Origin of the sequence: Streptomyces sp. NBC_01294 (assembly GCF_035917235.1) — a bacterium.
In the GTDB taxonomy this organism is placed as follows: Bacteria; Actinomycetota; Actinomycetes; order Streptomycetales; family Streptomycetaceae; genus Streptomyces; species Streptomyces caledonius.
Genome location: NZ_CP108423.1, coordinates 2527507 through 2549456, shown reverse-complemented (window position 1 = coordinate 2549456; position 21950 = coordinate 2527507). Strand labels below are relative to the sequence as shown.

Genomic DNA, 21950 nt, shown 5'->3' with positions numbered 1-21950 from the left:
CCTTTCCCCGGGCCGTCACAGAATGCGCAGAGTGTCCCGGATGCGCGGCAGTTGCTTATCCGGCATGTGCGAGTGTCGGGTCAGGATGATCCGTACAGGGGCGGGCGATTGACCCATTCGAGCTGCCCGCCCCGTACTGGGCCCGCTACTCGGCGCGTTGTTCGCCGCGCTGTTCGGGCCGCAGCCGGAACCAGTAGAAGCCGTGTCCCGCCAGGGTCAGCAGGTACGGCCACTGACCGATCGGCGGGAAGCGCACGTCACCCGTGAGCTCCACCGGGACCCGCCCGTTGAACGACTGCAGATCCAGCTCCGTGGGCTGCGCGAAGCGCGAGAAGTTGTGCACGCACAGCACCAGGTCGTCTCCGTACTCGCGGAGGAACGCGAGCACCGCCGGGTTCGACGACGGCAGTTCGGTGTACGAGCCGAGTCCGAAGGCGGGGTTCACCTTGCGGATCTCGATCAGCCGGCGGGTCCAGTGCAGCAGCGACGAGGGCGACGCCATGGCCGCCTCGACATTGGTGACCTGGTACCCGTAGACCGGGTCCATGATGACCGGCAGGTTGAGCCTGCCCGGATCGCAGGAGGAGAAACCGGCGTTGCGGTCCGGGGTCCACTGCATCGGGGTGCGGACGCCGTCGCGGTCGCCCAGCCAGATGTTGTCGCCCATGCCGATCTCGTCGCCGTAGTAGAGGATCGGCGAGCCGGGCAGCGACAGCAGCAGGGCGGTGAACAGCTCGATCTGGTTGCGGTCGTTGTCCAGGAGCGGGGCGAGCCGGCGCCGGATGCCGATGTTGGCCCGCATCCGCGGGTCCTTGGCGTACTCGGCGTACATGTAGTCGCGCTCTTCGTCCGTGACCATTTCGAGGGTGAGCTCGTCGTGGTTGCGCAGGAAGATCCCCCACTGGCAGCGGTCCGGGATCGCCGGGGTCTTGGCCAGGATTTCCGAGACGGGGTAGCGGGACTCTCTTCGGACCGCCATGAAGATGCGCGGCATGACGGGGAAGTGGAACGCCATGTGGCACTCGTCCCCGCCCTTCGCGTAGTCCCCGAAGTAGTCGACGACGTCCTCGGGCCACTGGTTGGCCTCGGCGAGCAGCACGGTGTCCGGGTAGTGCGTGTCGATCTCCGCCCGGACCCGCTTGAGGAGGGTGTGCGTGCGCGGCAGGTTCTCGCAGTTGGTGCCCTCCTCCGCGTACAGGTAGGGCACGGCGTCGAGGCGGAAGCCGTCGATGCCGAGGTCGAGCCAGAAGCGCAGCGCGGAGACGATCTCCTCCACCACGGCCGGGTTCTCGTAGTTGAGGTCCGGCTGGTGGGAGAAGAACCGGTGCCAGTAGTACTGCTTGCGGACCGGGTCGTACGTCCAGTTCGAGGTCTCGGTGTCGACGAAGATGATGCGGGCGTCCTGGTACTGCTTGTCGTTGTCGGCCCACATGTAGTAGTCGCCGTACGGACCGTCCGGGTCCTTGCGCGACTGCTGGAACCACTCGTGCTGGTCGCTGGTGTGGTTCATGACGAAGTCGATGATCACCCGCATGCCGCGGGTGTGCGCGGCGTCCACGAACTCCACGAAGTCGGCGAGGTCGCCGAATTCGGGCAGCACGGAGGTGTAGTCGGAGACGTCATAGCCCCCGTCGCGCAAGGGGGAGGCGAAGAACGGCGGCAGCCAGAGGCAGTCGACGCCGAGCCACTGGAGGTAGTCCAGTTTGGCCGTGAGCCCCTTCAGGTCCCCGACGCCGTCGCCGTTGCTGTCGTGGAAGGAGCGGACGAGGACCTCGTAGAAGACGGCCCGCTTGAACCAGTCGGGATCGCGGTCCTTGGCGGGGGTGTCCTCGAACGTGTCGTGGACGGGATCGTTGATCATCATGTGGTGGGTGACCCTCCGGTGGGCGGGGACGGTCGCAGAGCGGCCAGTACGTGCGCGGGCGTTCGGCCCGGCTCTAGGCGCACGTAGTTCGCCCTGCCCCAGTGATAGGTCTCGCCGGTGAGCTCGTCGCGCACCGCGAGGGACCCGTGCCAGTCGAGGCCGAGTACCGGCATGTCCAACGAGACCGTCGCCTCCTGGGTGTGGTGCGGATCGAGGTTGACGACCACCAGTACGGAGTTGGCGCCCGCGTGCTTCGAATAGGCGATCACCTGTTCGTTGTCGGTCGAGTGGAAGTGGATGTCGCGCAGCTGCTGGAGCGCGGGGTTGCGGCGGCGCAGCCGGTTCAGGGCGGTGATCAGCGGGGCGATGGTGGTGCCCGCGCGGTCGGCGGCGGCCCAGTCGCGGGGCCGGAACTCGTACTTCTCGGAGTTCAGGTACTCCTCGCTGCCCTCCCGCACCGGGGTGTTCTCGCACAGCTCGTAGCCGGAGTAGATCCCCCAGGCGGGCGAGAGGGTGGCGGCGAGGACGGCCCGGACCTCGAAGGCCGGACGGCCGCCCTGCTGCAGGTACTCGTGGAGGATGTCCGGGGTGTTGACGAAGAAGTTCGGCCGCATCACGGACGCGGACGGGGTGGCCGAGAGCTCGGTCAGGTACTCGGTCAGCTCGGCCTTGGTGTTGCGCCAGGTGAAGTACGTGTACGACTGCTGGAAGCCGACGGCGGCGAGCGCGCGCATCATCGCGGGGCGGGTGAAGGCCTCCGCCAGGAAGATCACGTCGGGGTCGGACTTGTTGATGTCCGCGATCACCTTCTGCCAGAAGACGACCGGCTTGGTGTGCGGATTGTCGACGCGGAAGATCCGGACGCCGTGGTCCATCCAGTACCGCAGGATCCGGCACGTCTCCTCGACGATGCCGGCCATGTCGGTGTCGAAGTGGATCGGATAGATGTCCTGGTACTTCTTCGGCGGGTTCTCGGCGTACGCGATCGTCCCGTCGGCCCGGTGGCGGAACCACTCCGGGTGCTTCTCCACCCAGGGGTGGTCCGGGGAGCACTGGAGGGCGAAGTCCAGCGCGATCTCCAAGCGCAGCTCGCGGGCGCGCGCGACGAACGCGTCGAAGTCCTCGATGGTGCCCAGTTCGGGGTGGACGGCATCGTGGCCGCCCTCGGTGGAGCCGATGGCCCACGGCACCCCCGGATCCCAACTCCCCGCGGACAGGGTGTTGTTCGGACCCTTGCGGTACGTGCTCCCGATCGGGTGGATCGGCGGCAGGTAGACCACGTCGAAGCCCATCGCGGCGATCGCCGGCAGCCGCTCCGCGGCGGTCCGGAAGGTCCCGCTGACAGGAGCCTCGCCCGGCTCCAGCACCGCTCCCTCGGAGCGCGGGAACAGCTCGTACCAGGAGCCGAAGAGCGCCCGCTTGCGCTCGACGAGCAGGGGCAGCGCCTTGGAGGCGGTCACCAGCTCCCGGTACGGGCGCCGGGCGAGCGCCGCGTCCACGGCGGGGGCGAGGGCGGCCGCGTACCGTTCGGCGGCCGGCCGGTCCTCGTCCCGCATGACCTCGGCGGCGGCCAGCACGGCCTCCCGGCCGTCGCGCTTCGGGATCCGGGCCCCGGCCCGCTCGTAGAGCTCCGCGCCCTCCAGCAGCATGAGCCCGGTGTCGATCCCCGCGGGGATCTTGATCGCGGCATGGGCGCGCCAGGTGGCCACCGGGTCGCTCCACGCCTCGACCGTGTACGTCCACCTCCCCTCTACCTCGGCGGAGATCCGGGCCCCCCACCGGTCGGTGCCGGGGGCGAGTTCGCACAGCGGTACGGGTGGCCGCAGCCGCCCGCTCGGATCGCGCAGCACGATGTGCGCGGCGACGGCGTCGTGTCCTTCGCGGAACACGGTGGCGGAGATCTCGAAGACCTCGTCGACGACCGCCTTTGCGGGTCTGGCGCCGCAGTCGACGGCGGGGCGGACGTCCAGCACGGGAATGCGACCGATCATGATGGGATCACCTGGGGGCAGTTCGCAGGGCTCGGTGACAACAGGCCAGTCGGAGTCACGACTGGTAGTGCACGCTCTGTTCGCTCTGTTTCTAGCCGCTCACGGGACGGCTGGGCTGCGGGCATGGCCGCTCCTGTCCGCGTTCACTCGGGTGGCGGGGAGAGGGTTTGTGGGCGGGCGCCTCGTGCGTGTACGACGTGTACCCGGGGAGCCCTTCCCACTCTCACCCCGCCCAATCCGCGCACTCGGTTAACTACTCGTACGTAGTCGCACGGGCAATACCAAGCCCCGGGTCGACATCCGGCGGGGCTCCGTCAAGTCGGCCGGAACTAGGTGACGTAGGGGCGCACACCACCTGTCCCACCGGCCCCGCGGGCCCCTCCCGGACCGTCGGGGAGGCCCCTTCGGGAGATGGTGGCCCGTCCTCCCGAGGGGCGGGAGCGACCGGTGTTCCGGGGGTCCGGTGCGCGGTCCGGTGGGCGGTCTTCCGCTTCATCCGTACGAGGGACAATGCCCCATGGACTCGGAGGCACTGCACGAACGGATCGGCGCACACCTGCGCGCCGAAGACCCCCGGCTGCGGCAGGCGGCCGCGCGGCAGGCGGCGGCCGTGGCATGGGAACCGGACCAGGAGCGGTACCTGGCCTCCGCGCTGGCCGACGCCGCCGGCCGGGAGGACGACCCGGCCGCCCTCGCGGCGGAACTCGACGCGCTGCCCGCCGTCGAACCGGCCCTGGACGACCTCGCGCTGCAGCGGCTCGCCGGCCTGCGCACCGACTCCCCGGTGGTGGCCGCGCTCCTCGCGCGGGCCGCGCGGCTGCAGATCGCCGGACCGGCGGAGCCCGTCGGCGACGGGACACGGGTGGTCGTGCGGTGCGTGCGCGGCATCCCGCACACCGGCCTCCCGCTGCGCACCCGGGACGGGGCGTGGGTGGTGCTGCAGCGGATCGAGTTCTACGGCAAGGCCGTGGACCGGCTGGATCCCGGCTGCTCGGGGCGGGTGCTGCTGTCCGGACACGGCGCGCGGGAGCTGGCCGAGTGGGACTGCCTGGACGCCGAACCCGGGGCCCGGGAGCACGTACCGGGGCTGCGCTCGGCCGACCCCCGGGCGCGCCGGCGCGCCGCCGAGGGCATCGCGGACCGGCCGGACGCCTGGGCGCCGGAGGTCGGCCGCTACCTGTGCGGTGCGCTGGCGCGGGCCGCCGTACGGGAGACGGACCACGACGCGCTGGAGTCCCAGCTGAAGGCGCTGCTCGGCCTGTACGCCTTCCTGGCGCCGCCCGCGTACGCCCTGCTGCGCACCCTGGACCGCGGCGCCCTGCCGGAGGCGCTGCGGCCCTGCCTGGACCGCCTGTTGGAGGTGCAGGCACCCGATGCCGTTCGATGAGACCAGCCCGGCGATGAGGCGGCTGTTGGCCCGCGTGGATACCGCGGGGATCCGGGAGACCGAGATCCCGGAGCCGATGCGGGAGGCGCTGCGCGGCGGCTGGGTCCGGCGGGGGAGCGGGGCGTACGTGCTCGCGGCGTTCGCACGGACGCCCGGCGGGCCGTACCAGGACCTCGTGCACGAGGAGAGCACCGTCAACGGGCGGAGCATGGACGACCTCGACCTTCCGGCGGCCGGCCCCGTACGGGAGGCGGCGGTGCTGCGGCGGTGCATCGCCTACGCCCGGGCCGCGCTCGCGGGCCGCCCGGCGGGGGCGGCCACCGCCTACGTGTCGCTGACCCTCGCCGGATGCGACGGACCGGCGCCCACGGGATACGTGACCCTCTGCGGGCGGTACGAGGGCGTGCGCCCCTACATCCGCTCCGTGGCGGACCTCGACGACGGGTCCGTCGCCGCGGGCGCCTTGGAACGCCGCCCCGCCCGAGGCGCCATGGCCGGAACCCACGGGCCTCGCTAGCCTTCCCGGGGTGATGCGCGGGTGCACAGCGTGGTGCGGCCGCTCCGATCCGTAATCCCCTGCGAAGGTGGAACACGTGAAGGCTATCCGTCGATTCACCGTGCGCCCCGTCCTCCCGGAGACCCTGCTGCCGCTCACCGACCTCGCGCGCAATCTGCGCTGGTCGTGGCATGCCGAGACCCGTGAACTCTTCCAATCCGTCGACCCCGAGGGCTGGCAGGCCGCCGGCGGCGATCCCGTCCGCCTGCTCGGCGCCGTCTCCGCCGCCCGGCTCGCCGAACTGGCGGAAGACCGCCGGTTCCTGCGGCGGCTCGCCGTCGTCGCCGCCGACCTCGATGACTATGCGAACGGCGGGAGGTGGTACCAGAGCCAGGAGAACGGCGCGGAACTGCCCGCCGCCATCGCCTATTTCTCCCCCGAATTCGGCATCACCGCCGCCCTGCCGCAGTACTCCGGCGGCCTCGGCATCCTCGCCGGGGACCACCTGAAGGCCGCCAGCGACCTCGGCGTCCCGCTCATCGGCGTGGGACTCCTCTACCGGCACGGCTACTTCCGGCAGTCGCTGTCCCGCGACGGCTGGCAGCAGGAGCACTACCCGGTGCTCGACCCCAACGAACTCCCGCTCTCCCTGCTCCGCGAGGAGGACGGGTCCCCCGCCCGCGTCAGCCTGACCCTGCCCGGCGGCCGCGCCCTGCACGCGCACATCTGGCAGGCCCGCGTCGGCCGGGTGCCGCTGCTGCTCCTGGACTCCGACGTCGAGGACAACGACGCCGCGGCCCGCGAGGTGACCGACCGCCTCTACGGCGGCGGCAGCGACCACCGGCTGCTCCAGGAGATGCTCCTCGGCATCGGCGGCGTCCGCGCCGTCCGGCTCTACTGCGGACTCACCGGCCACCCCGCCCCCGAGGTCTTCCACACCAACGAGGGCCACGCCGGCTTCCTGGGGCTGGAGCGCATAAGGGAACTGGAGAGGGAGCAGGGGCTCGGCTTCGACGCCGCCGTCGAGGCGGTGCGCGCCGGGACCGTGTTCACCACGCACACCCCCGTCCCCGCCGGGATCGACCGCTTCGAGCGGGCCCTGGTCGCCCGGCACTTCGGGGAGGGCGGGGAACTGGCCGGCGTACCGGTCGACCGGATCCTGGAACTGGGCGCCGAGAGCTTCCCCGGGGGCGACCCCGGGGTGTTCAACATGGCGGTGATGGGCCTGCGCCTGGCCCAGCGGGCCAACGGGGTGTCCACCCTGCACGGCGAGGTCAGCCGGGAGATGTTCGCCGGTCTGTGGCCCGGCTTCGACCCGGCCGACGTGCCCATCACCTCCGTGACCAACGGGGTGCACGCCCCGACCTGGGTGGCCCCCGAGGTGGTCCGGCTCGGCGCCCGCCAGATCGGCGCGGGCCGCACCGAGGACGCCCTGTCGGTCGGCGGCTCCCAGCGCTGGGACGCGGTCGCCGAGATCCCGGACCAGGACGTGTGGGATCTGCGGCGGGTGCTCCGGGAGCAGCTCGTCCAGGAGGTACGCGACCGGCTGCGGGCCTCGTGGCGCCAGCGCGGGGCCGCCGACGCCGAACTGGGCTGGGTGGACTCCGTCCTCGACCCCGACGTGCTGACCATCGGCTTCGCCCGGCGCGTGCCCTCGTACAAGCGGCTGACGCTGATGCTGCGCGACCCGGACCGGCTGCGCAGGCTGCTGCTGGACCCGGACCGGCCGGTGCAGATCGTCGTGGCGGGCAAGGCGCATCCGGCCGACGACGGCGGGAAGCGGCTCGTGCAGGAACTGGTGCGGTTCGCGGACGACCCGCGGGTGCGGCACCGGATCGTCTTCCTGCCCGACTACGGCATGGCCATGGCGCAGAAGCTCTACCCGGGCTGCGACGTCTGGCTGAACAACCCGCTGCGGCCGCTGGAGGCGTGCGGGACGAGTGGGATGAAGGCCGCGCTGAACGGCTGTCTCAACCTGTCCGTGCTGGACGGGTGGTGGGACGAGTGGTTCGAGCCGGACTTCGGCTGGGCCATCCCGACCGCTGACGGCCTCGGCGCGGACGAGGACCGGCGGGACGACCTGGAGGCCAATGCCCTCTACGAGCTGCTCGAGGGCCGGGTCGCGCCCCGGTTCTACGACCGGGCCGGGCGCACCGGGCTTCCGGTGCGGTGGATCGAGATGGTCCGGCGCACGCTCGTCTCGCTGGGGCCGAAGGTTCTCGCGGGACGGATGGTGCGGGAGTACGTGGAGCGGCTCTACACGCCGGCCGCGCTCGCCCACCGGGCCCTCGACGTCGGGGCGGCGCGTGACCTCGCCTGGTGGAAGGGGCGGGTCCGGGCGGCCTGGCCGCGGGTCTCCGTCGAGCACGTGGAGACGCTGGCCGCGGCTCCCGTGAACGGCACCGCGGAGCTGGGCGCCACCCTCACGCTGCGGGTGCAGGTGGCGCTGGACGCCCTCGGGCCCGAGGACGTGGAGGTCCAGGCCTTCGCCGGCCGGGTGGACCCGCAGGACGTGATCCGGGACGGGCGGACCTTCCCGCTCAAGCCGGCCGCGGGTCCCGACCTGGAGGGGCGCTGGGTGTACGAGGGCCCGCTCGCCCTCGACCGCACGGGGCCCTTCGGCTACACGGTGCGCATCCTGCCGGCGCACCCGCTGCTGGCGACCCATGCCGAACTGGGGCTGGTCGCGGCCCCGGTGGAGACGGACTCCGGGGGCGGGGTACTGCTCCGGTAGGCGCGCGGAGCCACCGGTTCAGGGGACGGGCGGCAGGTCCACCGGCCGCCCGTCCTCCCCGGGCCGGGCTCCCGTGGGGCCCGGGTCCGGGCTCCGTCCGGGCTCCGTCCGGGCTCCGTCCGGGCTCCGTCCGGGCTCCGTCCGGGCCCGGGCCGGTCTCCCGTCCGGGTGGTCCCGGCGGGGACCTCACGGGTGAACCTTCGAACGCGCTGCGCATGCCGAAACGTTTCAGCCACCCCCTCCGCTCCTACGCTGCCCGCGGATGCCACTGGACCGGCATCCGCGGAACCCTAGGAACGGACTCCCCCCATGCGTCTTCGCACCACCGCCGCCGTGCTGGCCGGCGCTCTCGCGCTCGTCCTGCCCACCGCCGGGCCGTCGCTGGCCGACACCGGCGATCGCGCCCTCGGCTCGCTGTACTACGAGTACCTCGACGAGTCCGGCTCCGAGCGCAGCGGCCGGATCAGGCCCTCGGACAGCGACACCTGCTACCTGCTGACGGGCACCTCCCGGGACGAGCCCGCCGTGGAGGTGCGCAACGCGACGAGGTCGCGGGCGCTGCTCTTCGACAACCGCAGCTGCACCGGTGCGGCGGAGAAGGTGCTGAAGCCGGGCGAGCGGGCCGACGGCCTGGAGGTCGTCTCGGTCCGCTTCAATCGGACCGGCGGCGACGGCGGCGACGGCGGCAACGACGGCCGCGGCGACTGGGACAGCGGCGGTGACCAGGGCCGCGGTGACCAGGGCGGTGACGACCAGACCGGCGACGACCAGGGCGACTGGGACCAGGGCCGCGGTGACCAGACCGGCGACGACCAGACCGGCGACGACCAGGCCGACTCGGACCAGGGCCGCGGTGACTGGCAGGGCCGTGAGGACGCGGACGCCGAAGAGGCGGTGGAAGAGGAGGACTTCCTCTCCCTCGTCTTCCGCGCCATCGGCTGACCCGGCCGTCTCCTGACGCGGGACCGGCCCCGGCCCGTCCCGCCGGGCGGAGCCCATGGAACAGGGCCGCCCGGGGAGGTTTCCTCCCGGGCGGCCCCGTGATCTATCTGTTCAGCTGTCGCTCACGCTGCCCCGGTTGGGGTCAGAAGGTGAGCTTCCAGCTGTCGATCTTGCCGGTGTCGAGGCTCGCGAGGTCCGCGACACGGAGCTTCCAGACGCCCGCCGCGACCTCGGAGGAGGCGTTCACGGTGAAGGACTGGACGATGTTGTCCGCGCTGCCGCCGGTGCGGTTGCGCAGGTTGTAGACGGTGCCGTCGGGGGCGACCAGGTCGACCCTGAGGTCACCGACGTAGGTGTGCTGGATGTTCACGTCCACCTTGAGGGCGCTCGAGGCGTTGCCCGTGCGGTTCACGGTGACCGGGGACTCGACGGTCGCGTTGTCCGCGATCGCGTAGTCGTTGGTGTTCTCGAAGACGGTCTGCTGCGTGGTGCCGACCGTCCAGGTGAACGACGCGGTGCCCGTCTGGTTCTGTGCGTCCCGCACCGTCACGGTCACGTTGGACGTGCCCGCGGTGGAGGCCGTACCGGAGATCAGACCGGTCGAGGCGTTGATCGACAGCCCGGCCGGCAGGCCGGTCGCCGAGTAGGTCAGCGCACCGGGGTTGGTGCTGCTGGCCTGGATCTGGAGGCTGACGGCGCTGCCCGTGACGGTGTTCTGGTTGCCCGGGCTGGTGACCGAGACGCCGTTCACGATGCGCGGGCCGACGTTGATGCCCGCCCAGGCGTTGGCCGCGTTGTTGTAGGTCACCGAGCCGGCACCGTACAGGTCGGCGGCGGCCTGCAGGGTGGCCGTACGCGCAGCCGCGTAGTTGGTGTTCGACTTGAACAGACCGGTGGTCAGCGCGCGGAACCAGATCTTCGAGGCGGCGTCGCGGCCGATCGCGGTGACCGGCAGGCCGTCGGAGGTCGGCGAGTCGTAGCTCACGCCGTTGACGACCTTGGCGCCCGAGCCCTCGGAGGCCAGGTAGTACCAGTGGTTGGCCGGACCCGAGGAGTAGTGGACGTCGATGGAGCCGATGCCCGAGTACCAGGCGTCCTTGGACGAGCCGTCCTTGCTGGGCTTGTCCATGTAGCGCAGCGGGGTGCCGTTGCCGCGGATGTCGATCTTCTCGCCGACCAGGTAGTCGCCGACGTCCTGCGGGTTGTTGGCGTAGAACTCGACGGCCGCCGCGAAGATGTCGGAGGTCGCCTCGTTCAGACCGCCGGGCTCACCCGAGTAGGTCATGTTGCCGGTGACCGAGGTGAGGCCGTGGGTCATCTCGTGCGCGGCCACGTCGGTGGAGGTGAGCGGCTTGGCGTTGCCGTCACCGTCGCCGTACGTCATGCAGAAGCAGGAGTCCTGCCAGAACGCGTTCACGTAGTTGTTGCCGTAGTGGACCCGGCTGTACGGGGCCACGCCGTCGTTGCGCAGGCCGTTGCGGCCGTGCACGTTCTTGTAGTAGTCCCACGTGACCGCGGCGCCGTAGTGCGCGTCGGCGCCGGCCGTCTCCAGGTTGGACGGCAGGTTGTTGCCCCAGATGTCGTCCGGGCCGGAGAAGAGCGTGCCGGTGCCGGACGTGCCGCGGTTCAGGTTGTACGTCTTGTGGGCGCCGCGGGCCGCGTCGGTCAGGGTGAAGTTGCTGCCCGACTGCGAGGTCCCGAGCGTCACCTGGCCGCTGTACATCGTGTTGCCGGTGCCGGTCTCGACGGCCTGCCACTCGGTGATCTTGGCGCCGGTCTTGGCGTTGGTCACCACGTGCAGCTCGTTCGGCGTGCCGTCGTGCTGGAGTCCGCCGACGACGGTCTCGAACGCGAGGACCGGAGCGCCTTCGGCCGCCCAGATCACCTTGCGGGCGCCCTTGGAGGCCTTGGCCTCCTTGGAGCCCTCGGCGCCGGCGGCCGAGACGGCCTGGCTCTCGGCGGCCGCAGGGGTGACGGTGGCGTTGGTGTCCGCGACCTTGATCTCGTGCTGGGTCGCCTTGGTCACGCTCTTGGTGACGCCGTCCTTGGCGTGGACGGTGAGGTCACCGCCGAGCACCGGGAGTCCGTCGTAGGTGCGCTCGTAGGTGGTGTGCGTGGTGCCGTCCGCGTCCTTGACCACGTCGCGGACGACGAGCTTCTCGCCACTGCCGAGGCCGAGGGCCTTGGCGGCCTGCGCGGTGGTCGAGTTGGCCTCGGCGAGGAGCGTCGCACGCTCCGAAGCGCTGAGTACGCGATTGGCCGCGCCCGGGTTGGACTGGACGGCCTTGGGTGCCTGTGACGCGGTGGCGTCGGCGGTGGCGGTGCCGGTCTGTATGCCTACGGCGAGCAGGGCTGCCGCGGCAACGAGAGCGCCGGCCGCGGTGGCACGCCTCTGGGGGGTGGACCTCAACGCAGACTCCTTCTGCAAGGGGGGTTCCGGATGGCTGGGTGGGCCTCCGGGCAGAACAGGGCTGGTGCGATGAACGGTCGAAGAGTGCCACTTGCAGAGGGAGATGTCAGGGTCGCGTCAAAAGGTTGGCCGGAAACGGTTCGTTGTCCGAAGATACGTATCCGGTATCCGAACCATTCACCTTCGTATGCCTGAGAAGGCGTCCGGCATTCGGAACGGCTGATACCGGTTGCTAACACTTGGGCAACAAGAGGCTGCGTTGACCCAAACGGCATTTACCGTACGGGTGTTTGTCGTACTGTTTCCCGGTGCGGCAGATGTTCGTTGCCAGGGGAAGCCATGGACACCCGCCACTGTCATAGACCACGTGCCAGGGGGGCCCATGAGGCATGTCCATTTTCCTGCGCAAAGAGTGGCCAGAGCGGCCCAGGAGTCGGTCGTGCCCGCGCGACGCCTCGGGGACAAGGCCCGCTGGTACCGCCCGGCCGCAGTCGCCGCCGACTTCTTCGGCGCGGCCCTTCCCGTAGGGCTCGTCTTCGACGCGGCGCAGCAGGTCCGGCCCCTCTACTGCGCCCTGGCCGCCGCCGTGGCGTGGACCGGGGTGCAGGCGCTGCGCCGGCGATACTCGCCCCGGGTGCTCGGTGAGTCCCGCGGTGTGCTACCGGTCGTCCACGACTGGCTGATTCTCATCGGCGTGCTCGCCGTGGCCCGCGTGGTCACCGAGGAGGCCACCCCGCGGCTGGCCGCTCTGGGGGCCCTGCTGCCCGCTCTGCTCATCACCGTCGCCTGCCACAAACTGACCTACCGCCACCTCTCGGCCGCCCGCCGCGAGGCCCAGGCCGTCAGCCGGGTGCTCGTCATAGGCGAGCCCGACGCGGCCGAGGACGTCATCGCGCACCTTGCCGCCCGTACCGACCACCCGTACGTGGTCGTCGGCGTGGTCCCGGTCGGCGGCGGGTCGGTCGTCAGCGGGGTGCCCGTGGCGGCCCGGCTCGACGCGGCGGCCCCCGAAGCCGCGGGCGGCGACGCCGCGGCGGTGCTCGGCGCCGTCCGCAGCCACCATGCCGACCTGGTGCTCGTCGCCCCCGGCGTGCGGATCACGGGGGAGCGGCTGCGCCGGGTCGCCTGGGCGCTGCACGACGCCGGACTGGAACTCGCCGTCTTCCCCGGCCTGGTGGAGGTCTCCGTCAAGCGGCTGGAGACCCTGTCCGCCGGCGGACTCGCCGTGCTGCGGGTCGCGCCGCCGGTCAGCCGCGGCGTGCAGACCGTGCTCAAGTCGGCCCTGGACCGGGCGGGAGCCGCGGCCGGACTGCTGGTGCTCTCCCCGCTCTTCCTCGGGATCGTCCTGGCCATCCGCTTCGGCTCGCGCGGCCCGGCCTTCTACCGCCAGCAGCGCATCGGCCGCGACGGCGTCCCGTTCGTCATGTGGAAGTTCCGCACCATGGTCGTGGACGCCGAGGCCCTCAAGGCCGAGCTGTCCGGGGCCAACGAGAACGACGGCCTGATGTTCAAGATGCGCCGCGACCCCCGGGTGACCCGGGTGGGCCGGCTCCTGCGCCGCACCTCGCTGGACGAACTGCCGCAGCTGGTCAACGTACTGACCGGCGACATGTCGCTGGTCGGCCCGCGTCCGCCGCTGCCGGAGGAGGTGGCGCAGTACGACGAGGTCGAGCTGCGCCGGCTCACCGTGCGGCCCGGGATGACGGGGCTGTGGCAGATCAGCGGAAGGTCCGACCTGTCCTGGGATGAAACGATTCAGCTTGACCTGCAGTACGTCGACAACTGGTCCTTCACCAGTGACGTCGACGTCATGGGCCGCACGCTCCGCGCCGTCGTCGACGGTCGCGGAGCGTACTGAGGCCGAGGCCGCCTGTGCGATCAGCTCTGCTCGCGCCACCACTTGTACGTGGAGGCGATGCCGTCCCGCAGCGGGATGCCGGGCTTCCAGCCGAGCGAGGTCAGGCGGCCGACGTCCAGCAGCTTGCGCGGGGTCCCGTCCGGCTTGGAGGTGTCCCAGGCCAGGCGGCCCCGGAAGCCGGTCACCTCGGCGACCGTCTCCGCCAGCTCCCTGATCGTCAGGTCCTCGCCGCAGCCGATGTTGACGGGCTCGTCGCCGTCGTAGTCGGACAGCAGCACGGCGCAGGCGGCGGCCAGGTCGTCCACGTGCAGGAACTCCCGGCGCGGTGTGCCCGAGCCCCACAGGGTGACCTCGTCGCGGCCCTCGGCGGCGGCCTCGTGGAAGCGCCGGATGAGCGCGGGCAGGACGTGCGAGGACTCCAGGTCGAAGTTGTCGCCCGGGCCGTAGAGGTTCGTCGGCATGGCCGAGATGTACGAGGCCCCGTACTGCTTGCGGTACGACTGGACCTGGACGATGCCGGCGATCTTCGCGAGGGCGTAGGCCTCGTTGGTCGGCTCCAGCGGGCCGGTCAGCAGCGCGTCCTCGCGGATGGGCTGCGGGGCCAGCTTCGGGTAGATGCAGGACGACCCGAGGAACAGCAGCCGGCCCACGCCGGCGGCGTGGGCGCCGCCGATCACGCTGAGCTGGATCTGCAGGTTCTCCTCGAGGAACTGCACCGGGTAGGTGCTGTTGGCCATGATCCCGCCGACCTTGGCGGCGGCCAGCACGACGGCGTCCGGGCGGACGTCCTTGAGGTACGCGCCCGTCGCGGCGGCGTCGCGCAGGTCGAGGTCGGCACGGCCCCGGGTGAGCACCTCGTGGCCGTCGGCGGTCAGCCGCCGGGCGACCGCGGACCCCACGAGGCCGCGGTGGCCCGCGACGAAGACGCGGGCGTTCGGGGGCAGGAGCGGCAGCGAACTTGTCATACCGCCGATGATGCCAGTCCGCTCCCGCGGGGGTCGCAGTGGTCCGGGCCCGCGAGCCCGGACCCGCTGCCGGGCTCCCGCGCGGGCGCGGGTGGAGGGGCTGTGCGTGTCGTGTGCGGGGCCTGTGGAGGAATCCGCCGCAAAGGCGGTGGGACCGGGCGTGTACGGTACCCATCCAGTCCCCGGTTCCGGCCGGTGCGCCGGGCCGTCTGCCTGCCGGGACCTCGATCGGGTGGGGCGCCCCGCTCATCACAACTGACCGAAACCATCCCCAGGGGGACCGTATGGGCAAGACCGCACTGATCACCGGCGTCACCGGACAGGACGGCTCGTACCTCGCCGAACTGCTTCTCTCCAAGGGATACACGGTGCACGGGCTGGTGCGGCGGTCGTCCAGCTTCAACACGGAGCGGGTCGACCACATCTACCAGGACCCGCACACGGCCAACCGGTCCTTCGTGCTGCACCACGCCGACCTCTCCGACGGCGTCGCGCTGGTGAACCTGCTCCGCGACATACGCCCCGACGAGGTCTACAACCTCGGCGCCCAGTCCCACGTCCGCGTCTCCTTCGACGCCCCCCTCTACACGGGCGACGTGACCGGCCTCGGCGCGCTGCGGCTGCTGGAGGCGATCCGGGCCAGCGGTGTCGACACCCGCATCTACCAGGCCTCGTCCTCCGAGATGTTCGGCGCCACCCCGCCCCCGCAGAACGAGGGCACCCCGTTCCACCCGCGCAGCCCGTACGGCGCCGCGAAGGTCTTCGCGTACTGGACCACGGTGAACTACCGCGAGGCGTACGACATGTTCGCCGTCAACGGGATCCTCTTCAACCACGAGTCCCCGCGCCGCGGCGAGACCTTCGTGACCCGCAAGATCACCCGCGCGGTCGCCCGCATCAAGGCCGGCCTCCAGGACCACCTCTACCTCGGCAACCTCGACGCGGTGCGCGACTGGGGCTACGCCCCCGAGTACGTGGACGCCATGTGGCGGATGCTCCAGCAGGACGAGCCCACCGACTACGTCGTCGCCACCGGCGTGGCCGCGACCGTCCGCGAGTTCGTCGAGTCCTCCTTCACGCACGCCGGTCTCGACTGGACCGAGCACGTGCGCTACGACCCGAAGTACGAGCGCCCCAGCGAGGTCGACGCCCTCATCGGCGACGCTTCGAAGGCCCACGACCTGCTTGGCTGGAAGCCGTCGGTCCTGGTGGCGGAGCTGGCGCAGATCATGGTCGACGCCGACATCCGTCAGGTCGAGGACCAACTGGCGGGCGTGACGGTCCGCATCGACCGCTGAGGCCTTATATTTCCCCTACGGTTTGCTGTGTTCCGGCCATACTCCGCAGCTCTGCGATGGTGTGGCCGGGGTAAACCTGCCGTATGTCCGTAGTGCACCCTCCATGCTGAACCCTGTTGATTCCAAGTTGGTATGCAATGGGTCAAGTGAGGTGACCGGGCCCTCGCGTGAGCCCTAGTCTGCGCCAGTACATATGGCTGTTCGGATAGTTCCAGCCATCAAACCGGGCGATTGCCCTGGGGGGCTCATGCGTAGATCCAGAGGGCTGACTGCCGCCCTCGTTCTGTCACTGGCCGGTGCCGGCACCGGCATAGGCTTCGTGCTGATGCCTCAGGCGTCGGCCATCACGCCGCCAGTGGCATTCACCGCCGACGAGCTGCCGACCTGGCAGCCGGACGGCATCGTCTGGGCCATGGCCCAGACGAACGGCACCGTCTTCGCCGGCGGTACCTTCTCGGCCGTCCGCCCGCCCGAGGGCACCGCGGGCGCGGAACAGGAAGCCGTGAACTTCGTCGCGCTCGACGCGGCGACGGGTAACCCCACCTCGTGCAAGCTCGCCTTCACCATCGGCGAGGGCACCGCGACCGTGCGTGCGCTGGTCGTCTCGAAGGACAACAAGACCCTCTACGCGGGCGGCTCCTTCGGTGCCGTCAACGGCACCCCGGTCTCCAGCGTCGCGGCGATCGACATCGCGACCTGCACCCCCAAGGCATCGTTCCACCCGAGCTTCCCCGCCACCGTGCGGGCGCTCGCCGTCACCGACGACACCCTGTACGCGGCCGGCGACTTCTACGCAGTCGAGGGCCAGACCCGCGAGCGGTTCGCCGCCGTGGACGCCTCCTCCGGTGCGCTCAAGCCCTTCGTCGCCAACGCCGACGAGCCGGGCCGCGCGATCGAGGTCACCCCCGACGGCAAGAACGTGCTGCTGGGCGGCGACTTCTTCACGGTCAACGGCTCCAACAGCCACGCCCTGGCCGTGGTCAACGCCACCACGGGCGCGGTCGCCAAGACCTACACCAACATCCCGTCGAACTCGGTCGTCAAGGACATCTCGACCGACGAGAACGGCGGCTTCTACACGGGCAACGAGGGCTCGGGCGGCGGCGTCTTCGACGGCCGCATCGGCCTGCGCCTGAGCGACTTCAGCGAGAAGTGGCGCGACCGCTGCCTCGGCGCGACCCAGTTCGTCCTGCCGTACGAGGGCGTGCTCTACAGCTCCTCGCACGCGCACGACTGCTCCACCGAGCTCGAGTTCCCCGACGGCAAGCGGAACTTCCTGCTGGCCCAGCCGACCAACCACGAAGGCGCCGCCCCCGCGCCCGTGGACGGCTTCGTGCGCGGCCCGGGCAAGCTCGGCTGGCACCCCACGGCCAACGACGGCCTCGGCGAGGGCATCGGCCCGCGCGTCATGGCCGTGGCCGAGAAGAACGACGTCAAGTACATGTGGGTCGGCGGTGAGTTCACCCTCATCAACGGCAAGGCCCAGCAGGGTCTGACCCGCTTCGCCTCCACCGGCGACGTCGGCGCCCCGACCACCCCGGTGGCCAGCGCCGCGAGCGTCAAGCCCGGCGAGGTCCAGGTCCGCTGGCGCACCAGCTACGACGCGGACGACAGCAAGCTGACGTACCGCATCTACCGCAACGGCTCGGCGACGCCGGCCGCCACGGTCACCGCGAGCTCGCTGGAGTGGGAGCGCCCGCAGGCCTCCTGGAACGACACCACGGTCAAGGCCGGCCAGACCTACACCTACCGGGTGACCGCGACCGACGCGGCGGGCAACACCAGCGCCCTGTCGGCGGTCTCCTCGGTGACGGTCCCGAGCTCGGTCCAGTCCTACCCGAACCAGGTCCGCGCGGACGGCGCCCAGCTGTACTGGCGCTACGACGACACGGTCAGCCCGTACGTCGCCGACTCCTCCAACGGTGGCAACACCAGCGGCATCCAGGTCAACGCCCCGGCCCTGCGCCAGACCCCCGGCGCCGTCTCCGGCACCAGCACGGCGATGGGCTTCAACGGGACCAGCCAGCAGGTGCACGGTGACCGCCGCCAGACGGTCGGCAACACCTTCACCGTCGAGACCTGGTTCAAGACGAACACCACGCGCGGCGGCAAGCTGATCGGCTTCGGCAACAACACCACGCGCAACAGCGGCACGTACGACCGGCACATCTACATGACCAACACCGGTCGGCTGGTCTTCGGCGTCTACAACGGCTCGACCAGGACCGTCTCCACGGGCCTGTTCGAGACGTACAACGACAACAAGTGGCACCACGTGGTCGGCACCCAGGGCCCCGGCGGCATCACGCTGTACGTCGACGGCCAGAACAAGGGCACGCTGAACGCCGCCAGCAACCAGGCCTTCGCGGGCTACTGGCACGTCGGTGGCGACAACCTCGCCAGCTGGCCGACCCGTCCGACGAGCAACTTCTTCGCCGGTCAGATCGACGAGACGGCCGTGTACCCGACGGCGCTCACCCAGGCCCAGGTCAAGAACCACTTCGACCTGGCCAAGGCCCCCACCGACACGGTCTCCTCGGTCAAGACGACCGAGGACACCTACATCAACCAGGGCGCCCCGAGCACCGCCTACGGCACGGCCACCTCGCTCGCCGTGCGCGGCAGCGGCTCGCTGTACCAGTCGTACCTGCGCTTCGACCTGCCGGCCGCCCCGGCCGGCCAGGTCCTGAAGTCCGCCTCGCTGCAGTTCAAGACCAGCACGCAGGCGGGTGCCGGCACCGCCGACACCGTGTCCGTGGTCCCGGTCACCGGCAACTGGACCGGTGCGAGCACCACCTTCAACACCAAGCCCGCCCTCGGCACCGCCCCGCTCGGCAGCATCGCGGGCGTGCCGGACGGCTCGGCGATCCACAGCGTCGAGCTGGACACCGCCGCCCTCACCACGGTGCTGGGCATCAGCTACAGCATGGGCCTGACGAGCTCGGGCAGCGACCCGCTGTGGATCTGGTCCTCGGAGGCCACGGCGGCGGAGGGCACTCCGCAGCTGGTTCTCACCTTCGGCGCCAACTAGCCACACGAAGCAACCGCCTGATGGCGTGCGGGGCCCGGCTCTACGTGGCCGGGCCCCGCACGCTTGTCACACCCCCTTGAGTACGGGAGCAACCCGATGTACCGACGCTCCGCAGCGGCTGCTGTCCTGCTGACCGCCGCCCTGACGCTGACCGCCTGCAGTTCGGGCGGGGACAAGTCCGACTCCGGGGCGAAGGCGAAGCCCCCGGCCTCGTCGGCGGTCCCCGACCCCGCGGACACCCCGCCCCCGTCGGCGCCCGCCGCCGACGCGAAGCCGAGCGGGCCGGTCCTGCCCGACGCGAAGCTCACGCCGAAGACGGGCAGCTTCACGGCGCAGGAGAAGAAGTACCTGAGCGGGCGGGTCCCGGAGAAGATGGACCCGGCGGCCGTCCTGCAGACCGGCCAGGACGCCTGTCAGCGGGTGGAGCGCACCGCCAAGCGCGACAAGGACGCGGCGACCGGCGCCGTCATCACCGGCGAGATCGCGGGCGCCAAGGACGCGATCACGCACCTGTGCCCGGAGCAGAAGCCGATCCTCGCCGCGGCGGAGAAGGGCTTCCCCGAGGGCAACCGGAAGGCGCCGGCGGCCGGCAGCTACCGGGCGCTGACCCAGGCCCTGAACTGCACCTGGGAGGCCAAGGGCAAGGACGGCTCGATCCTCGCCTCGGGCCCCGAGACCCCGCCCAAGGCGGGCGACAAGATCACGGCGACCATCCCGGCGGGCACGGCGGAGTTCAACTCGTCGGGCTGCTACGCCTGGATCCCCGCGTAACCCTGCCGTAGCGGCGCAAAACGCCCCCGAGGACCGGACTGCCGGCCCTCGGGGGCGTTTTCGTGTTCCGGACCCGGGTACCCGCGCGGTCACAGCCACGACAGCGGAAGGCCAACTCATGGGCATCGGTGGATGCATCGTCCTGATCGTGGTGGGCGCCGTCCTCACCTTCGCGAGCGACTGGGAGATGGAGAGCGTCAACCTCGATCTCGTCGGTCTGATCATGATGGCGGTCGGAGGGATCGGCCTCGCCGTCTACACCAGCATCCTCAAGCGGCGCCGCTCCACGGGTGCGATACCGGTGGTGGAGGAACACCGCCGGGACGTCATCTGACGCCGGACGGACGCCGGACGGGCGCCGGACGACGCCGGGAAGGCGCCGCATGACGGCGCGTGTGGCCGGATGACCCCGGAGGGGCGCCGCACGACGGCCGCGCGACGTCCGGTCCGGCCTCAGCCGCGCAGCGCGCCCTCGTACACCGGGAGCAGGGTGTCCAGGACCGCGTCCATCGAGAAGGCGTCCGCGGCCAGCTTGCGGGCCGACAGCGAGGCGGCGTGGTTGGCCGCCGGGTCCAGCAGGTCCAGCACCGCCGCGGCGACGCCCGCCGGGCCGGGGTCGACCGCGAGACCCGCCCCGGCCCTCGCGATGTCGCGGGCCAGGCCGTTGGAGTGGGTCACCACCGAGGGGACGCCGACCGAGAGCGCCTCCAGCACGGACATCGGGAACGGCTCGTCCACGGACGGCAGGACGTAGACGTGGGCCCGGCGCAGCTCCGCCAGCACCTCCGTGCTGGACAGCGCCCCCGGGACCGAGAACCGGTCCGTCAGGCCCAGGGCCCCGATCCGGGCGCGTACGGCCCCCAGCTCGCCCTCGTCCGGGCCCGCGACCACGAAGTGCGCCTCCGGGTGCGCCGCGAGGACCTCCGGGGCCGCGTCCACGAAGTCCACCGGCCGCTTGCGGGCCTGCAGGCGCGCCGAGTACAGGATCCGCGGCGGGCCGACGGGCTGCGGCCGTTCCTCCTGCGCCGGGGTGCCGTTGACCAGGCGGACCGCGTTCGCCAACGGCCCGCCGACCACCGCGTCCAGGCCCTCCCGCTCGTGCGGGGTCAGGTACAGCACCGCGTCCGCGCCGCGCAGCAGCCGCCGTACCGCCACCGCGTCCAGCACCTTGGCCAGCAGCTTCTCGCTCGGGTCGACCATCCCGTGGGTCTGCAGCACCAGAGGCTTGCCCGCCCGCAGCGCCGCCAGGGCCACCGGCAGGGTCACCAGGTCGCGCGCCAGGTGCACGTGCACGAAGTCGGCGTCCCGCACCAGGCGGCCGGCCGAGGCCAGCAGCGCCGGCGAGGTCATCCCGCTGAAGCCGAGGGGGAGCAGGCGACGGGCCGGGAACAGCTTCGCCGGTACGCCCTCCACGGACGTGGGCCACACCTCGAAGCCCTCGCCCAGCGCGAGCAGCCGCGCCTCGTGGCCCCGGGCCCGCAGCCCCTTGGCCAGGTTCAGCGCGACCCGGACCGGCCCGCCGAAGGCGTGCGAGGGGGAGTGCAGGGTGACGGCGTGCAGGACTCTCACTTCGGCTCCTCCACCGGGCGACGGCGCCCGTCCTGGGTCTGCAGGGTCAGCTCCGGCAGGTCCTTGTGCACCACCGAGCCCGCACCGGCGACCGCGCAGCGTCCCACGGTGACCCCGGCCAGCACGGTCGCCCGCACGGCCACCCACGCGCCGTCCTCGATCGTGATCGGCGCGTTGCGGTAGCGGAAGTCGGCGGCCCGGTGGTCGTGCGAGCCGGTGCACAGCAGGGCCTCCTGCGAGAGGCAGACGTGCGAACCGATCGTGACCGGCTCCAGGTTCAGCAGCCAGGCGCCCTCGCCGATCCAGGTGTGGTCCCCGACGTCAAGCTTCCACGGCCACAGCACGCGCACCCGGTGCCGTATCAGCACGCCCTCGCCGATCTGCGCCCCGAAGGCGCGCAGCAGCGACACCCGCAGCCGGGCCGGACAGAACCAGCTCATGAACAGCGTGTTCATCACGGCGAACCAGAGCGCCTGCGTCAGCAGCCCGCGCCCCTTGTCGTATCCGGACAGCGTGAAGGCAGGAAGGTCCCGCAACAGAAAACCCCGATCATCCACCCCCAGACTCCGTCTGGGGGGACCCCCTTCGAACGCGCCTCCCCGGGCGCCGCCCGCTCAGACTAGACTGCGCGCGA

The 21950-nt window shown here is 71.4% G+C and carries 15 protein-coding genes; 9 read left to right on the top strand and 6 right to left on the bottom strand.

The annotated features are described in order from the left end of the window. Nucleotides 1–145: 145 nt before the first annotated feature. Entirely contained in the window at nucleotides 146–1864 is a 1719-nt protein-coding gene (gene treS, locus OG534_RS11185; protein ID WP_326587933.1) for a maltose alpha-D-glucosyltransferase, read from the bottom strand. Then, nucleotides 1861–3855: an alpha-1,4-glucan--maltose-1-phosphate maltosyltransferase gene (locus tag OG534_RS11180; RefSeq protein ID WP_326587932.1), complete on the bottom strand. Its 1995-nt coding sequence runs from the start codon at nucleotides 3853–3855 to the stop codon at nucleotides 1861–1863. The genes treS and OG534_RS11180 overlap by 4 nt, the downstream gene beginning before the upstream one ends. Nucleotides 3856–4372: 517 nt before the next feature. Between OG534_RS11180 and OG534_RS11175 the strand changes: the two genes are divergently transcribed. The 4 genes from OG534_RS11175 to OG534_RS11160 all read left to right on the top strand — a co-directional run bounded on the left by OG534_RS11175 (nucleotide 4373) and on the right by OG534_RS11160 (nucleotide 9414). Further along, nucleotides 4373–5242, top strand: coding sequence for a hypothetical protein (locus OG534_RS11175; RefSeq protein WP_326587931.1), 870 nt, complete (start codon nucleotides 4373–4375; stop codon nucleotides 5240–5242). Beyond that, nucleotides 5229–5759 (top strand): hypothetical protein, encoded by a 531-nt coding sequence (locus OG534_RS11170; RefSeq protein ID WP_326587930.1) that lies wholly within the window; start codon nucleotides 5229–5231, stop codon nucleotides 5757–5759. The genes OG534_RS11175 and OG534_RS11170 overlap by 14 nt, the downstream gene beginning before the upstream one ends. 76 nt (nucleotides 5760–5835) lie before the next feature. After that, nucleotides 5836–8472, top strand: a complete 2637-nt coding sequence (gene glgP / locus OG534_RS11165) for an alpha-glucan family phosphorylase (protein ID WP_326587929.1) — start codon at nucleotides 5836–5838, stop codon at nucleotides 8470–8472. A 309-nt stretch (nucleotides 8473–8781) separates the two neighbouring features. Then, entirely contained in the window at nucleotides 8782–9414 is a 633-nt protein-coding gene (locus OG534_RS11160) for a hypothetical protein (protein WP_326587928.1), read from the top strand. A 142-nt stretch (nucleotides 9415–9556) separates the two neighbouring features. Here OG534_RS11160 and OG534_RS11155 read toward each other — a convergent pair whose 3' ends face one another. Continuing rightward, nucleotides 9557–11824: a M4 family metallopeptidase gene (locus OG534_RS11155; protein ID WP_326587927.1), complete on the bottom strand. Its 2268-nt coding sequence runs from the start codon at nucleotides 11822–11824 to the stop codon at nucleotides 9557–9559. A 382-nt stretch (nucleotides 11825–12206) separates the two neighbouring features. On the opposite strand from OG534_RS11155, the gene OG534_RS11150 reads away from it, so the two are divergent. Then, nucleotides 12207–13682: a sugar transferase gene (locus OG534_RS11150; RefSeq protein WP_326587926.1), complete on the top strand. Its 1476-nt coding sequence runs from the start codon at nucleotides 12207–12209 to the stop codon at nucleotides 13680–13682. A 20-nt stretch (nucleotides 13683–13702) separates the two neighbouring features. Here the strand turns inward: OG534_RS11150 and OG534_RS11145 are convergent, their stop codons facing one another. Continuing rightward, on the bottom strand, nucleotides 13703–14647 hold the full coding sequence (locus tag OG534_RS11145; RefSeq protein WP_326587925.1) for a GDP-L-fucose synthase family protein: 945 nt from the start codon (nucleotides 14645–14647) through the stop codon (nucleotides 13703–13705). 284 nt (nucleotides 14648–14931) lie between these two features. Between OG534_RS11145 and gmd the strand changes: the two genes are divergently transcribed. The 4 genes from gmd (at nucleotide 14932) to OG534_RS11125 (ending at nucleotide 20081) form a co-directional block, all read left to right on the top strand. Next, entirely contained in the window at nucleotides 14932–15945 is a 1014-nt protein-coding gene (gmd, locus tag OG534_RS11140; RefSeq protein ID WP_326587924.1) for a GDP-mannose 4,6-dehydratase, read from the top strand. Between the two features lie 247 nt (nucleotides 15946–16192). Beyond that, nucleotides 16193–18976, top strand: coding sequence for a DNRLRE domain-containing protein (locus OG534_RS11135; protein WP_326587923.1), 2784 nt, complete (start codon nucleotides 16193–16195; stop codon nucleotides 18974–18976). Between the two features lie 96 nt (nucleotides 18977–19072). Then, a complete protein-coding gene (locus tag OG534_RS11130; protein ID WP_326587922.1) occupies nucleotides 19073–19747 on the top strand; it encodes a hypothetical protein in 675 nt (224 codons plus the stop codon). 118 nt (nucleotides 19748–19865) lie between these two features. After that, a complete protein-coding gene (locus OG534_RS11125) occupies nucleotides 19866–20081 on the top strand; it encodes a DUF6458 family protein (protein ID WP_326587921.1) in 216 nt (71 codons plus the stop codon). Between the two features lie 119 nt (nucleotides 20082–20200). Here the strand turns inward: OG534_RS11125 and OG534_RS11120 are convergent, their stop codons facing one another. Then, nucleotides 20201–21316, bottom strand: coding sequence for a glycosyltransferase (locus tag OG534_RS11120; RefSeq protein ID WP_326587920.1), 1116 nt, complete (start codon nucleotides 21314–21316; stop codon nucleotides 20201–20203). Further along, nucleotides 21313–21852: a WcaF family extracellular polysaccharide biosynthesis acetyltransferase gene (locus OG534_RS11115; RefSeq protein ID WP_326587919.1), complete on the bottom strand. Its 540-nt coding sequence runs from the start codon at nucleotides 21850–21852 to the stop codon at nucleotides 21313–21315. The genes OG534_RS11120 and OG534_RS11115 overlap by 4 nt, the downstream gene beginning before the upstream one ends. Nucleotides 21853–21950: the final 98 nt, after the last annotated feature.